General features: G+C 63.5%; 16 protein-coding genes. 8 read left to right on the top strand and 8 right to left on the bottom strand.

Annotated features, from left to right (window positions below; genetic code table 11):
• Positions 1 to 2: 2 nt before the first annotated feature.
• Together RY1_RS03705 and RY1_RS03700 are read right to left on the bottom strand one after the other, a co-directional pair.
• Entirely contained in the window at positions 3 to 401 is a 399-nt protein-coding gene (locus RY1_RS03705; RefSeq protein WP_072802097.1) for a TOBE domain-containing protein, read from the bottom strand.
• A 43-nt stretch (positions 402 to 444) separates the two neighbouring features.
• Positions 445 to 639, bottom strand: a complete 195-nt coding sequence (locus RY1_RS03700; RefSeq protein WP_072802096.1) for a hypothetical protein — start codon at positions 637 to 639, stop codon at positions 445 to 447.
• Between the two features lie 119 nt (positions 640 to 758).
• Between RY1_RS03700 and RY1_RS03695 the strand changes: the two genes are divergently transcribed.
• The 3 genes from RY1_RS03695 to truB are packed head-to-tail and all read left to right on the top strand — an operon-like array spanning position 759 to position 3297.
• On the top strand, positions 759 to 1682 hold the full coding sequence (locus RY1_RS03695) for a metallophosphoesterase family protein (RefSeq protein ID WP_072802095.1): 924 nt from the start codon (positions 759 to 761) through the stop codon (positions 1680 to 1682).
• Positions 1679 to 2344 carry a 4'-phosphopantetheinyl transferase Npt gene (gene npt / locus RY1_RS03690; RefSeq protein WP_072802094.1) on the top strand — a complete coding sequence of 222 codons (666 nt, stop codon included), beginning with the start codon at positions 1679 to 1681 and terminating at the stop codon, positions 2342 to 2344. Before RY1_RS03695 ends, npt begins: the two co-directional genes overlap by 4 nt.
• Positions 2345 to 2370: 26 nt before the next feature.
• The gene (gene truB / locus RY1_RS03685) at positions 2371 to 3297 is read left to right on the top strand and encodes a tRNA pseudouridine(55) synthase TruB (RefSeq protein WP_072802093.1); all 927 of its coding nucleotides are present in this window, start codon (positions 2371 to 2373) and stop codon (positions 3295 to 3297) included.
• On the opposite strand, the gene RY1_RS03680 is transcribed toward truB, so the two are convergent.
• Genes RY1_RS03680 through RY1_RS03665 form a run of 4 tightly spaced genes read right to left on the bottom strand, consistent with a single transcriptional unit; the run spans position 3283 to position 6617 of the window.
• Positions 3283 to 3999 (bottom strand): metal-dependent transcriptional regulator, encoded by a 717-nt coding sequence (locus RY1_RS03680; RefSeq protein WP_072802092.1) that lies wholly within the window; start codon positions 3997 to 3999, stop codon positions 3283 to 3285. The two genes, truB and RY1_RS03680, sit on opposite strands and share 15 nt — an antisense overlap.
• 51 nt (positions 4000 to 4050) lie before the next feature.
• A complete protein-coding gene (locus tag RY1_RS03675; protein ID WP_072802091.1) occupies positions 4051 to 4914 on the bottom strand; it encodes a metal ABC transporter permease in 864 nt (287 codons plus the stop codon).
• A 3-nt stretch (positions 4915 to 4917) separates the two neighbouring features.
• Positions 4918 to 5688 carry a metal ABC transporter ATP-binding protein gene (locus RY1_RS03670; protein WP_072802090.1) on the bottom strand — a complete coding sequence of 257 codons (771 nt, stop codon included), beginning with the start codon at positions 5686 to 5688 and terminating at the stop codon, positions 4918 to 4920.
• Complete coding sequence (locus RY1_RS03665; protein WP_072802089.1) at positions 5685 to 6617, bottom strand: metal ABC transporter substrate-binding protein; 933 nt, start codon at positions 6615 to 6617, stop codon at positions 5685 to 5687. Before RY1_RS03665 ends, RY1_RS03670 begins: the two co-directional genes overlap by 4 nt.
• A gap of 103 nt (positions 6618 to 6720) precedes the next feature.
• Between RY1_RS03665 and RY1_RS03660 the strand changes: the two genes are divergently transcribed.
• From RY1_RS03660 to RY1_RS03640, 4 genes are all read left to right on the top strand, one after another.
• Entirely contained in the window at positions 6721 to 7689 is a 969-nt protein-coding gene (locus tag RY1_RS03660) for a bifunctional riboflavin kinase/FAD synthetase (protein WP_174565311.1), read from the top strand.
• An 87-nt stretch (positions 7690 to 7776) separates the two neighbouring features.
• Positions 7777 to 8046 (top strand): 30S ribosomal protein S15, encoded by a 270-nt coding sequence (gene rpsO / locus RY1_RS03655; RefSeq protein WP_072802087.1) that lies wholly within the window; start codon positions 7777 to 7779, stop codon positions 8044 to 8046.
• 376 nt (positions 8047 to 8422) lie between these two features.
• A complete protein-coding gene (locus RY1_RS03645) occupies positions 8423 to 10687 on the top strand; it encodes a polyribonucleotide nucleotidyltransferase (RefSeq protein ID WP_072802085.1) in 2265 nt (754 codons plus the stop codon).
• Between the two features lie 88 nt (positions 10688 to 10775).
• Entirely contained in the window at positions 10776 to 12035 is a 1260-nt protein-coding gene (locus RY1_RS03640) for a M16 family metallopeptidase (RefSeq protein ID WP_139279723.1), read from the top strand.
• Here RY1_RS03640 and RY1_RS03635 read toward each other — a convergent pair.
• Positions 11999 to 12592, bottom strand: a complete 594-nt coding sequence (locus RY1_RS03635) for a TetR/AcrR family transcriptional regulator (RefSeq protein ID WP_072802084.1) — start codon at positions 12590 to 12592, stop codon at positions 11999 to 12001. The two genes, RY1_RS03640 and RY1_RS03635, sit on opposite strands and share 37 nt — an antisense overlap.
• A 60-nt stretch (positions 12593 to 12652) precedes the next feature.
• Here RY1_RS03635 and RY1_RS03630 point away from each other — a divergent pair, with 60 nt between their 5' ends.
• Positions 12653 to 13324, top strand: a complete 672-nt coding sequence (locus RY1_RS03630) for a lysophospholipid acyltransferase family protein (protein ID WP_072802083.1) — start codon at positions 12653 to 12655, stop codon at positions 13322 to 13324.
• 75 nt (positions 13325 to 13399) lie between these two features.
• Here the strand turns inward: RY1_RS03630 and RY1_RS03625 are convergent, their stop codons facing one another.
• The gene (locus RY1_RS03625) at positions 13400 to 14140 is read right to left on the bottom strand and encodes a polyprenol monophosphomannose synthase (protein ID WP_072802082.1); all 741 of its coding nucleotides are present in this window, start codon (positions 14138 to 14140) and stop codon (positions 13400 to 13402) included.
• Positions 14141 to 14249: the final 109 nt, after the last annotated feature.

The raw sequence follows: 14249 nt of genomic DNA, 5'->3' as shown, positions 1-14249 counted from the left end.
TGTCAGGGGGCTTCGACGATGACGGTGGTCGCCTTGACGACGGCGACTGCGAGCTTTCCCGGTTCGAGTTCGAGGGTGCGCACCGATTCGGTACTCATCAGCGAGACGACGGTGAACGGTCCGCATTGCATCTCGACTTCGCTCATCACCGTGTCGGAGGTGACTTTGGTGACGAGTCCGACGAGCCGATTGCGTGCCGAGCTTCCGGTACCTGTCGGATCGGGCGGAGGCGACGCGTGCTCGCGAGCGAACCGCGCGAGATCCGGCCCGTCGACGACCTTTCGGCCCGAGTCGTCCTTGTGGGAGACCAACGCGTCGCTGTCGATCCACCTGCGCACGGTGTCGTCACTGACGCCGAGAAGTGCGGCTGCATCCTTGACGCGAATCCGTGAATGCGGCATGGATCGAACTCTAGACCAGCAGATGCGGATCTGCCGGATCGAGTCAGCGTCTCCTTCTCGATACGACCGCTCGCGCGAGGAAAGCCGCAGCCGTCAACGCGACACTGCACACCACCGCCGTGATCAGAAATCCCGACACGAAGCTGTCCGATGCGATGCCGGCGAGGAATGCGGCCATCACGGTGAGGACCATTCCGGCTCGGAGGCCGCTCTTCTCGGACGCGGAAAGGTATCCCATGGCTCGATTGTGTCATCGGTGGTGGGACCCCGACATCAGGGCTCCGGGAATTCCAGGGGAGGATGGGACGTTGGACACTCTTCGAATCGAGTACCGCTCCGTCGGAAGGACCGTGGCCTGTGACAGCCAAGCTCTGGGCAGTCAGTGACATTCATATCGGGCATCGAGGGAACCGCCCGGTGACCGAGGGAATCGTGCCGCAATCGCCGGAGGACTGGTTGATAGTTGCCGGCGACGTCTCCGAGAAGACCGACGACATCAAGTGGGCGCTCGAGCTGCTGCGGAGCCGGTTCGCGAAGGTGATCTGGGTACCCGGAAACCATGAATTGTGGACCACCGCGAAAGATCCCGTTCAGATCCACGGTGTCGCTCGATACGAATATCTGGTGAATCTGTGCCGGGAGATCGACGTGATCACTCCCGAGGATCCGTACCCCGTGTGGGACGGCGAAGGTGGACCGGCGACGCTGGTACCGATGTTCCTTCTCTACGACTACTCGTTCCTTCCCAGCGGTGCGGTGGACAAGGAGCACGGGCTGACGATCGCGCGGGACAAGAACGTCGTCGCAACCGACGAGTTCCTGCTCTCTCCTGCTCCTTATGCGAGTCGAGACGCATGGAGCCGCGCCCGAATCGCGTCGACCCGCGCGCGGCTCGACGCGCTCGATCTGTCGATTCCGACAGTGTTGATCAATCATTTTCCCCTCGTTCGGCAGCCGACCGAGGTGCTGTTCTATCCGGAGTTCGCGCTGTGGTGCGGATCCACGCTGACAGCTGATTGGCACACCCGGTACAACGCAGTGTGCGCGGTGTACGGGCATCTCCACATTCCCCGAACCACGTACTACGACGGCGTCCGATTCGAGGAGGTCTCGGTCGGCTACCCGCGGGAATGGCAGCGGCGCGGTTTGCCCGAGAACGTGCTCCGGCAGATCCTTCCGGTACCCGAATATCCCGCTGGGGCGCTGAACAAATGGGGCGGTCACTTCACGGTCACTCCGGAGATGGAAGCAGAAGTCGAGAAGATGAGGTCGCAGCGTTGATCGAGTCCATCCTGCCGAACGGCGTCGTGGCCGCAGAGCTGTTCGCGGACCCTCCCGGCCTGGTGCCGCATCCCCTCGAGGCGCCGCTGGTCGCGAAAGCCGTCGACAAGCGCAAACGTGAGTTCACCTCCGCGCGTCACTGCGCACGACTGGCCATGGGCAAACTGGGTATCGAACCAGCCGCGATCATGAGGGGAAAGTCGGGCGCGCCGCAATGGCCGAAAGGCGTCGTCGGCAGCCTCACCCACTGCGACGGGTACCGAGGCGCAGTTCTGGCGCATGCCTTGCAGGTGCGGTCGGTAGGTATCGACGCAGAGCCGCACGGCCCGTTGCCCGACGGCGTGCTGGACGCAGTGAGTCTTCCTGCCGAGCGCGATTGGCTGAGCGGGCTCGTCGACGACGGTACGCACTGGGATCGCCTGCTGTTCTGCGCCAAGGAAGCCACGTACAAGGCCTGGGAGCCGCTGACCGGGCGTTGGCTCGGGTTCGAGGACGCGCACATCACTTTCGTGCGCACCGGGAGTGGTGACGACGTCTCCGGCACCTTCCATTCGAGGTTGCTCGTCTCGGGGCAGACCGTGTCCGGGCCGCCGCTGACGTCCTTCGACGGGCGGTGGCTCGTCTCCGACGGCCTGATAGTGACCGCGATTGCGGTGACGTAGGCCCACTGCTGGCACAATGATCACTCGTGTCTGCACGTGGAAAGTTGTCCTCCGGCCTCGTCGGTGCCGGGTTGTTGGTCGTCGACAAGGGCCAGGGAGTCACGAGTCACGACGTCGTCGCGTCGTGCCGAAAATTGCTGAAGACTCGGAAAGTGGGTCATGCCGGCACGCTGGATCCGATGGCCACCGGTGTACTGGTGCTCGGAATCGAGCGTGCGACGAAGATGTTGGGACTGCTGGCGTTGACCACGAAGGCGTACACGGCGACGATTCGCCTCGGACGCTCCACCACCACCGACGACGCCGAAGGTGAGACGGTCGCGGATCACTCGGCGCTCGCTGTGCTCGACGGCGATATCGCAGCACGGATCGGTGATCTCACCGGCGACATCGAACAGGTGCCTGCGAGCGTCAGTGCCATCAAGGTCGACGGGACGCGCGCGCACAAACTGATTCGGGCGGGGGAGGAGTTCACCCTGCCCGCACGGAAGGTCAGTGTCACGCGGTTCGATCTCGTCGCTCGTCGTGACGTCCCAGGCACCGAGTTCGTCGATCTGGACGTCGAGGTCGACTGCTCGTCCGGTACGTACATTCGTGCGCTCGCACGTGACCTCGGCGCCGCGCTCGGCGTCGGAGGCCATCTGACTGCGCTGCGGCGAACGCGCGTCGGACCGTTCACCCTCGAACACGCTCGAACACTCGAAGAACTCGCCGACGATCCGACCGTGAGCTTGGACATCGATCAAGCAGCGCGAACAGCATTCCCACACAGGCAGATCGACGACGTCGAGGCCGAGGCGATCAGTCAGGGCAGGTGGTTGGATCCGATCGGTCTGGACGGTGTCTATGCGGCCATCGACCCGACCGGGCACACGATCGCGCTGCTGCAGGAGAAGGGCAAGCGAGCGAGCTCGGTGTTGGTGGTGCGCCCGGCGACACTACGAGGTCTGTGAGGGCACCATCCAGATGGCCTCGGCGGCGCGCTGTCCGAGGTCGATCGCATTCGTGTTCTGGTGGCCGAGTTCTATCGCCACCGTGCCCGCGTAGTCGCGTCGTTCCAGGACAGTGATGGACAGATCGAGAGTGATGCCGACCGAATCGAAATATCGGAGCATCGCCGGGTCGGAATCGGAGATTCTGGCGACTCGTCCGCATTGACCGTCGCTGTAGTCGCTCAGCCGCGTCGCCTCGGGTGAACTGATGGCGCCATCGACCGAGGGAATTGGATCGCCGTGCGGATCACGTTGCGGGAAACCGAGTTTCGCGTCGATCCGAGCCATCATCAAATCCGAGACGGCATGTTCGAGAATCTCGGCCTCGTCGTGCACCTCGTCCCATCCGTACCCGAGTTCGCGTACGAGGAAGGTCTCGATGAGGCGGTGGCGTCGTACCATTGCGATAGCTGCGGTGCGCCCACGCTCGGTCAACGAGATCGCGCCGTACCGGGCGTGGTCGACCATTCCTTGGTCGGCAAGCTTGCGAATGGCCTCCGACACGGTCGACGCGGAGACTCCGATGCGCTCGGAGAGCATCTTGGTACTGACCGAGTCCTCGCTCCACTCGCTGGCAGTCCAGATCACCTTCAGGTAATCCTGCGCGACCGCCGACAGTTGCACGTCATCGGCTGTGCTCGGCTCGTCCGTTCGTTCCACCACGCAATCGAGCTTAGGCAATCCAACCGAAAATGACACGTTGCCTCACGACGCTCATGCGGCGACCGCGCCTTCGCGACGCCGCAGTCTGCGGGTGACGATTCCCTGAGTGGGGCTGAACAGATACGCCAGCGTGAAGACGATTCCCTGGGCGAGAACCACGGTTCCCCCGGACGACACATCGAGGTAGAAGCTGACGTAGATGCCGATCACCGCACATCCCACTCCGATGCTGGGCGCCAGGATCAGCATCCTCCCGAAGCGATGGGTCAACAGGTATGCGGTCGCACCGGGAGTGATGAGCATCGCCACGACGAGGATGACGCCGACGGCCTGCAACGCGACGACGGTGGTCAACGCGAGCAACGTCAGCATCAGACCGGAGATGACCGTCGGTGAAATGCCCACGGCCCGTGCTTGGGTGCGGTCGAAGGCGAACAGTGTGAAATCTCGGCGTTTGACGACCATGACGACGAAGGCCAGCCCGCCCAGGACGAACACCTGCCACATGTCGCCTTGCGACACCCCGAGGAGGTTGCCGAACAAGATGTGGTTGAGGTCGATCTGGCTGGGGAATTTGGAAATGAGGACAACGCCGAGCGCGAACAATGTGGTGAACACCACGCCGATCGCCGCGTCTTCCTTCACGAGTGTCGTATTGCGGACCAGTCCGATCGCGCCGACAGCGACGAGGGCGAACAGCAGTGCTCCGATCGCGAACGGTGCACCGAGGAGATACGACAGCGCGACGCCGGGAAGGACGGCGTGGGAGACCGCGTCGCCCATGAGCGACCATCCGATGAGTACGAGCCAGCAGCTGAGAACGGCGCACACTATCGACGCGACGACAGTGACCAGCAATGCACGTTGAATGAACGTGTACTGCAACGGTTCTACGATGAAATCGACGAGGTACACGGGTCAGCTCGATTCGGTGACGGGGGATCCCGCAGTTCGGGAGGTGAGAGGGTCCATGCCGAAGGCGAGGGCGAGATTCTCGGGGCGCAGGACCTCACCGGGTGTTCCGTGCATCAGGACGCGCTGTTGCAGGAGCACGGCCTCGTCGCACAGCTCGGGCAGTGCATGGAGATCGTGCGTGGACACCAGAACCGACGCCCCCGCCGAGGTGAGTTCGCGGAGCAGCCGTGTGATGGTCGCTTCGGTTCGCTTGTCGACGCCCGCGAACGGCTCGTCGAGCAGCAGGAGGGACGCCTCCTGCGCGATCGCCCGGGCGACGAACGCACGCTTGCGCTGCCCGCCCGACAGTTGGCCGATCTGGCGATCCGCCAATTCGGTCAGTTCGACCCGAGACAGGGCTTCGGTGACCGCTGCCCGGTCGCGAGCCCGAGGGGTCCGCATCCAGTTCTGTTTGCCGTATCGGCCCATCATGACGACGTCGCGGACGCTGATCGGGAACGACCAATCGACCGATTCGCTCTGCGGTACATAACTGACGGTCCCGGACTTGCGGGCGTCCACAGGTGCGCCGCCGAAAATTCTGATCGATCCCGAATCCGGCCGCACGACACCCATCACAGCCTTGAACAGGGTGGATTTGCCGGAACCGTTCATGCCGACGAGGCCGCAGACCCGGCCGGGCTGGAGCGTCAGAGATGCATCGATCAACGCGGTGACATCTCGGTATCGAACACCGACGCCTGCAATCTCCAAGGCTGGATACGGATGTTTCATGATCGGTTCCCCACTAGTGCGTCGGTGATGGTTCGGGCGTCGTAGGTCAGCAGGTCGAGATAGGTGGGGACAGGGCCGCCTTCCTCGCTCAGCGAGTCCACGAAGAGCTTTCCGCCGAATCGCGCCCCCGTGTCCTCGGCGACCTGAAGTTGCGCTTTGTCCGAGACGGTGGATTCGCAGAAGACCGCGGGCACGTCGTTCTCCTTCACGAAATCGATGGCAGCGACCACCTGTTTCGGCGTGCCCTCCTGTTCGGCATTGACCGGCCACAGGTACGCCTCCTGCAGGTCGAAGTCCCGGGCGAGGTAGCTGAACGCGCCTTCGCACGACACCAGCGCTCGCTGATTGGCAGGCAGCCTGTTCAGATTCGCCCGTAGTTCCGCACCGACCGCCCGGAGCTGCACCTTGTAACTCTCGGCGTTGTCGCGGTAGTCGTCGGCGTGCGCCGGATCGAGATCGACGAAGGCGGCGGCGATGTTGTCGACGTACGTTTCGGCCACCACCGGCGACATCCAGGCGTGTGGGTTCGCCTTACCGGCATAGGCGTCGGCGCGAATGAAGACGGGATCCACACCCTCGCTGACCACGGCATGGGGTGCCGGAACTCGTTCGACGAACTTCTCGAACCAGGATTCGAGGCCAAGTCCGTTGTCGAGAATCAGCTCGGCCTTCTCGGCGTTGCGCAGGTCGCCCGGGGTGGGCTCGTACCCGTGTATCTCCGCGCCTGCTTTGGTGATCGATTCCACCGACAGGTGGTCACCCGCGACGTTGCGTGCCATGTCTGCGAGGACCGTGAATGTGGTGAGCACGAGCGGACGAGAGTCGTCCACGAGACCGGACTCGTTCTGGCCGACCGACCTCGCGCAGCCACCGAGCAGGCCCACACAGACCGCCGCGGCTACGAGAATGCGAAGAAATAAGTTCGGCACACCGAAATCTTGGCAGAGCGCATCGAGGTTTGTCCAGACGTGTTCGGCACGACACACCGGTCCGGAAGTGACCTCTCGCGACACGGGCCGTAGGCTTCCACTCGTGCAGAGATGGCGAGGTCTCGACGATGTGCCTGCCGACTGGGGTCGTTGTGTTCTCACGATCGGCGTATTCGATGGCGTGCACCGCGGTCACGCCCAACTGATCACCCGGGCGGTGAGGTCGGCCAGGGAACGTGGAATGCCCAGTGTTCTCATGACTTTCGATCCGCATCCCATGGAAGTGATCCGTGCCGGAACCCATCCGGCGCAACTGACCACGTTGACCCGAAGAGCCGAACTCGCCGAGGAGCTCGGCATCGACGTGTTCTGCGTGATGCCGTTCACGCCCGAGCTCATGAAGCTGACCCCGGAGCGGTACGTCCACGAAATTCTGGTCGAGCGACTCCATGTCGCCGAAGTGGTCGTGGGCGAGAATTTCACGTTCGGCAAGAAGGCGCTCGGCACCGTCGACCTGTTGAGAAAAGTCGGCGACCGCTTCGGGTTCGCGGTGGATGGCGTGAACCTGCTCGCCGAGCATGCGGTGACGTTTTCGTCCACCTACATTCGCTCATGCGTCGACGCAGGCGACGTCGCAGCGGCGGCTGCCGCCCTCGGACGACCGCACCGCGTCGAGGGAGTCGTGGTGCACGGCGACGGTCGCGGCCGTCAGCTCGGATATCCCACGGCGAACGTCGCGCCGCCGATGTACTCGGCCATTCCCGCCGACGGTGTCTACGCGGCATGGTTCACCGTTCTCGGCCCCGGACCGATCATGGGCACGGTCACTCCAGGAGAGCGACATCGAGCCGCGGTGTCGGTGGGCACCAATCCCACGTTCTCCGGGCGAACTCGCACCGTGGAGGCATTCGTGTTGGACAGTGACGGCGATCTGTACGGCCAGCATGTGGCCGTCGACTTCGTCGAACGTCTGCGAGGTATGGAGAAGTTCGATTCCATTGACGATCTCATCGAAGAGATGGGCCGCGACTCGCAGCGAGCACGCACGGTGCTCTCCGAACAACCGTCCTGATAGGATCGTCCCTCGGTGCATGCTGCGGTCCGTGGTGGCTGCGCCGTTTTCCTTTCCCGCGGACGTCAGTGATATGGAGTAGTACCAGTGGCATTGACCACAGAAGAGAAGAAGGCCGTACTCGGCGAGTACGGCTTGCACCCGACCGACACCGGTTCGCCCGAGGCGCAGGTCGCGATGCTCACCAAGCGCATCGTCGATCTCACCGAGCACCTGAAGAAGCACAAGCACGACCACCACTCCCGCCGCGGCCTGCTGCTGCTGGTCGGTCGTCGTCGCCGCCTTCTGAAGTACATCGCCAAGGTCGACGTCACCCGCTACCGTTCGCTGATCGAGCGTTTGGGTCTGCGTCGCTAGTTCCGGCACCGACGCGCCCGCACGGCGGGCGGTCTTCGAAATAATGCAGTAGCCAACGAGGCAGTGCTTAGACTGTTCCTCGTTGGCTATCTGTGTTGGCAAGCCAGCAAGAACCGCGAACACATGGGTGTTCGCACACAGCCGTGTATGCCTGAGACGAATTGGTGTCGGTCTTCGGTAGTGGCCTCTCGGACGAGCACAACAGTCCGGCGGGCTTCGATCGATGGCCGCCTCCGCTCGCGCCGCGTTCGCACACCGGTGCGGAACACGAGGTTCCGCCCGAGTCGAACGAAGGCAAGGTATGCCGCCGCAGCCACGATGGTGTGCGGCGCGTCCATGCGGGCACGGCAAAGACGAGAGGACGAGAAGAAAAAACATGACAGAAACCACCACAGTGGACGCCGAAGAAGGCATCTACGAAGCAACCGCCGTCATCGACAACGGCACGTTCGGCAAGCGAAGCATTCGCTTCGAGACCGGACGCCTCGCACAGCAGGCCGCAGGCGCAGTCGCCGCGTACCTCGACGAAGACACCATGCTCCTGTCGGCAACCACCGCAGGCAAACACCCTCGCGAAGGTTTCGACTTCTTCCCACTGACGGTCGACGTCGAAGAGCGTATGTACGCCGCGGGCCGCATCCCCGGATCGTTCTTTCGCCGTGAGGGACGCCCGTCCACCGACGCGATCCTCACCTGCCGTCTGATCGACCGGCCATTGCGTCCGACGTTCGTCGACGGACTGCGCAACGAGATCCAGGTCGTCATCACGGTTCTGAGCCTCAACCCGGCAGACCTCTACGACGTCGTCGCCATCAATGCTGCCTCGGCGTCCACGCAGATCGCAGGCCTGCCCTTCGCCGGACCGATCGGTGGCGTTCGCGTCGCTCTGATCGACAAGCAGTGGGTCGCGTTCCCGACCAACGAGCAGCTCGGCAAGGCCGTGTTCAACATGGTCGTCGCCGGCCGCATCGTCTCGGGCACCGGTGCAGATGCCGACGTCGCGATCATGATGGTCGAAGCCGAAGCGACCGAGAACGTCATCGAGCTCATCGAAGGTGGCGCCACCGCCCCCAGCGAAACCGTCGTCGCCGAAGGCATCGAGGCATCGAAGCCGTTCATCGCAGCTCTGTGTACCGCACAGCAGGAGCTTGCGGCCAAGGCCGCCAAGCCCACCGGTGACTACCCGGTCTTCCCGGCGTACCAGACCGACGTCTTCGAAGCCGTCGAGAACGCCGCGAAGATCCCGCTGAACGAGGCTCTGACCATCGCGGGCAAGGCCGAGCGCGAGACCAAGCTCGACGAGGTCAAGGCTCAGGTCCTCGAGCAGGTCGCAGACCAGTTCGCCGGTCGTGAGAAGGAAATCGGTGCGGCGTTCCGTGCACTGACCAAGAAGTCGGTGCGCCAGCGCATCCTGACCGATCACTTCCGTATCGACGGCCGCGGAGTCACCGACATCCGTTCGCTGTCGGCCGAGGTCGCGATCATCCCGCGTACCCACGGAAGCGCACTGTTCGAGCGCGGCGAGACGCAGATCCTCGGCGTCACCACCCTCGACATGGTGAAGATGGCGCAGCAGGTCGACTCGCTCGGACCCGAGACGTCGAAGCGTTACATGCACCATTACAACTTCCCGCCGTACTCCACCGGTGAGACCGGCCGCGTCGGTTCGCCGAAGCGTCGCGAGATCGGGCACGGCGCACTGGCCGAGCGCGCACTCCTGCCGGTGCTTCCGAGCCAGGCAGAGTTCCCGTACGCCATCCGCCAGGTCTCGGAAGCTCTGAGCTCCAACGGTTCGACGTCGATGGGCTCGGTCTGCGCTTCGACGCTGTCGCTGCTCAATGCCGGTGTGCCGCTGCGTGCTCCGGTTGCCGGTATCGCGATGGGACTCGTCTCCGACGAGGTCGACGGTGAAACCCGTTACGTTGCACTGACCGACATCCTCGGTGCCGAGGATGCGTTCGGCGACATGGACTTCAAGGTTGCGGGAACCAAGGACTTCGTCACCGCTCTCCAGCTCGACACGAAGCTCGACGGTATTCCCTCCAAGGTGCTCGCTGGAGCATTGGCTCAGGCCAAGGACGCTCGGACCACGATCCTCGAGGTCATGGCCGAGGCCATCGACACTCCGGACGAGATGAGCCCCTACGCTCCTCGCGTCACCGCGATCAAGGTTCCGGTCGACAAGATCGGCGAGGTCATCGGACCCAAGGGCAAGATGATCAACTCCATCACCGAGCAGACCGGTGCCAACATCTCGATCGAAGATGACGGCACTGTCTACGTCGGTGCAGCGGACGGCCCGTCCGCACAGGCCGCGATCGATCTGATCAACGCCATCGCCAACCCGCAGCTGCCGAAGGTCGGCGAGCGATTCCTCGGAACTGTTGTCAAGACAACGGCTTTCGGTGCATTCGTCTCGCTTCTCCCCGGTCGTGACGGACTGGTGCACATCTCCAAGCTCGGTAACGGCAAGCGCATCAACAAGGTCGAGGACGTCGTGAGCGTCGGATCCAAGTTGCGCGTCGAGATCGCCGATATCGACAACCGCGGCAAGATCAGCCTTGTCCCGGTCGAGGACGAGAGCGCAGCGCCTGCTGCTGACGCTCCAGCCGACGCACCTGCCGAGGCAACCGCTGAGTAAGAACCAACAGGCCAGAACGGTACGTTCCTTTCGGACGTACCGTTCTGCCGTTTCGGATCCCACCGAGCAGGGCGTCCAGCGGACGACTCTGCCCGGTGGTCTTCGCGTCGTCACCGAGTTCGTGCCGGGAGTGCGCTCGGCTTCCGTCGGCGTCTGGGTCGGCGTCGGTTCTCGTGACGAACAGCCGAGCGTTGCCGGTGCTGCTCACTTTCTCGAACATCTTCTGTTCAAATCGACTCCGACGCGGAGTGCTCTCGAGATCGCACAGGTCATGGACGGCGTCGGCGGTGAGCTCAATGCGTTCACCTCGAAGGAGAGCACCTGCTTCTACGCGCACGTTCTGGACGACGATCTGGGATTGGCGATCGATCTCGTCAGCGACGTCGTCCTTCGAGGGCGTTGCCGCACAGCCGATGTCGATGTCGAGCGTCAGGTGGTACTCGAAGAGATCTCCATGCGCGACGACGATCCGGAGGATCTACTGGGTGATCTGTTCATCGAGGCGATGTTCGGTGACCACCCTGTGGGCAGACCGATCATCGGCACGGTGGAGTCGATCGAGGAGATGACGCGCGCGCAGCTGCGATCGTTCCATTCCAGGCGCTACACCCCGGACCGCATGGTCGTGGCCGTGGCGGGCAACGTCGATCACCGCCAGACCGTCGCGCTCGTCAAACGGGCGTTCGCGGGACACCTCACCAAGGGTGTCAAGCCGGTCCCACGACGCGAGGGTGCGGTGCGGCTACGCAGTGCCCCCGGTCTCGAGTTCGTCCGCCGTGACAGCGAGCAAGCCCACCTGTCCCTGGGAGTGCGAGCATTCGGTCGGCACGAGGGGCATCGCTGGGCGCTGTCGATCCTGAACGCTGCGGTCGGCGGAGGATTGTCCTCGCGACTGTTCCAGGAGATCAGAGAAGAACGGGGTTTGGCGTACTCGGTGTATTCCTCGGTCGACACCTTTGCCGACACCGGAGCGTTCTCGGTGTATGCAGGCTGTCAGCCCGAGAACCTCGCCGAGGTGACCACCGTCGTACGCGAAGTCCTGGCCAAAGTCGCCGCCGAGGGGATCACCGAGGAGGAGTGCGCCCGTGCGAAAGGCTCGTTGCGCGGCGGTCTCGTTCTCGGACTGGAGGATTCGGGATCGAGGATGAACCGCATCGGACGTAGCGAACTCAACTACGGCAACCATCGCGATATCTCGGACACGCTCGCTCGGATCGACCGCGTCACCGTCGACGAGGTGCGCGAGGTGGCCAGGGTGCTGTTGACCAGGCCCTTCGGTGCCGCTGTGGTCGGGCCGTACAAGAGCGTTCGTCAGCTTCCGGCGTCGGTGAAGTCCATCGTGGGCTGATCGGTCCCGACGATCGATGCGATGGCGGCGTCGACGAGCTGCGCCGCGTCGACGTCGGTCACCACGCCGAGTGCCGCAGTCGAGTTCAGTGCAGCGATTCCGTGCACAGCAGTCCACAGTTGCACCGCTCGGACATGAACGTCCTCGCCGGCCACCGGTTCCACGAGCGCGGTGACGAATCCGAACAGCGGGAGCGACGTTCCACGCAGTTGCGCCCCCGAGTCGGCGAGGATGTCGTGTCGAAATATCAACGCGAACATGTGTTGGCGTTCGGCGGCGAATCGGACGTACTCGACTGCGGCGGCTCGTAGGCGCGCCCTCGGCTGCGACGCGCTGCCCACCGCCCGTTCGATCCGAGTCCTCAGGTCCTCCAGCCCGCGCCGTGCCACTGCGGCATGAATGCCGAGCAGGGTGGGGAAGTATCGACGCGGCGCGCCGTGGGACATTCCGGCTGCTCGCGCCACCGATCGTACGGTGACGGCCGACAGGCCCTCCGATTCGAGCAGGTTCTCCGCAGCGTCGAGCAGTCGCGTCGCGGGCGAGGGTTGCACCGTCATGGTAGACAGTGTCTACTATTGGGTAGACACTGTCTACGACCTGAGGGGACGGTTCGCGTCATGTGGTACTGGATCTTCAAGTACGTGCTGATCGGCCCGATTCTACGACTGCTGGGACGGCCTCGTATCGAAGGTGCCCATCATCTGCCGCGGAGCGGGCCTGTCATTCTCGCGGGAAATCATCTGACCGTGGTGGATTCGTTCTTCTTGGTCTTGGTGGTGCGACGGAGAATAAGGTTCGTCGCGAAAAGCGAGTACTTCACTGGCGGGGGGATCAAGGGTAGATTCATACGCTGGTTCTACACCAGCGCCGGGCAGGTTCCTGTCGACCGATCCGGTTCCGGCGCAGGCGAACCCGCGTTGATCGCGGCGCGAGGCATCCTCGACGACAACGGGATCTGGGCGATCTATCCGGAGGGAACCAGGTCGCCCGACGGCCGGCTGTACAAGGGCAAGACCGGGATGGCGCGCGTCGCCCTGGAGTCGGGAGTTCCGGTGGTCCCCGTCGTCATGTTCGGGACCGAAAAATTCAATCCAGTGGGAACCAAGATGTGGCGGCCGGCCAAGATCGTCGTCAAATTCGGTGAGCCGCTCGATTTTTCGCGCTACCGAGATAATTCGTCATCGCGCGCGGTCGTGCGTTCGGCAACCGACGAAGTGATGTACACGCTGATGGAACTTTCGGGTCAGGAGTACGTCGACGCGTATGCCGCATCGATCAAGGCCGCATGACGAGAGGTGACGTGTCCAATGCGAACGGGCTGTGCCCAGTGCCTGCAGGCAGTGCTCAGTGCCTGCAGGCTGCGCTCAGCGGTTGCGGCCGACGAGCAGTTTCCACGGCACGAGTGCCGACTCCAGCTGAACCGACAGGCTCATCTTGGATTCGCCGTCGTTGCGCTCCTCGAAACGGATCGGCACCTCGGCGATCTTCAGGCCGCGACGCACGGTCCTGTAGTTCATCTCGACCTGGAATGCGTATCCATTGCTCTCGACCGAGGCGACGTCGATCTCGCGGAGCGTTTTCGCGTGCCACGCCTTGAATCCCGCCGTCGCATCCTTGACCCTCAGGCGGAGAATCGCGTTGACGTAGAAGTTCGCCCACGCGGACAACGCCTTGCGATGCCACGGCCAGTCGCTGGCGACAGCGCCTCCGGGAACATATCGAGATCCGAGTACGACCGACGCATCAGTGCTGGTGAGCGTTTCGATCATCGTCGGGACGACGTCGGCCGGATGGGACAGATCGGCGTCCATCTGGACGACGATGTCGGCGCCCTCGGCGAGAGCCTGTGTCATGCCCGCGACGTACGCTCGGCCGAGACCGTTCTTCTCCGTGCGGTGCAACACCGACACCGGAATGGGTCCCGTCTCGCTCAATTCGTCGGCGATCTTTCCGGTGCCGTCGGGTGAGTTGTCGTCCACGACCAGAACGTGCAAATTCTCTATGCCCAGGTCGGCGAGGAGCCCGACGAGCTTGGGCAGATTCTCGCGTTCGTTGTACGTCGGTACGACGACGGTCGTCTTCGGGGCGACGCTGGGATAAGTCACGCTCGTATGATCCGTGATCGGGGTGGCAAGAACCAAATAACGGACATGCTTGTAGGCCCCCTGGCCGGGTTTGCCCAGCTCGTGGCCGAGATGAGACAGGCCACTGTAT

It is taken from the genome of Rhodococcus yunnanensis NBRC 103083 (assembly GCF_001895005.1).
Classification (GTDB): Bacteria; Actinomycetota; Actinomycetes; order Mycobacteriales; family Mycobacteriaceae; genus Rhodococcoides; species Rhodococcoides yunnanense.
The sequence above is the reverse complement of the archived record's forward strand: the minus strand, read 5'-3'. Positions and strand labels throughout refer to the sequence as shown.

Bases quoted from the DNA above. Each gene is read 5' to 3' on its own strand.
- RY1_RS03635 (WP_072802084.1), bottom strand. From the start codon at position 12,592: ATGACGGTGCAACCCTCGCCCGCGACGCGACTGCTCGACGCTGCGGAG.
- RY1_RS03705 (WP_072802097.1), bottom strand. From the start codon at position 401: ATGCCGCATTCACGGATTCGCGTCAAGGATGCAGCCGCACTTCTCGGC.
- RY1_RS03700 (WP_072802096.1), bottom strand. From the start codon at position 639: ATGGGATACCTTTCCGCGTCCGAGAAGAGCGGCCTCCGAGCCGGAATG.
- RY1_RS03630 (WP_072802083.1), top strand. From the start codon at position 12,653: ATGTGGTACTGGATCTTCAAGTACGTGCTGATCGGCCCGATTCTACGA.
- RY1_RS03670 (WP_072802090.1), bottom strand. From the start codon at position 5,688: ATGAAACATCCGTATCCAGCCTTGGAGATTGCAGGCGTCGGTGTTCGA.
- RY1_RS03645 (WP_072802085.1), top strand. From the start codon at position 8,423: ATGACAGAAACCACCACAGTGGACGCCGAAGAAGGCATCTACGAAGCA.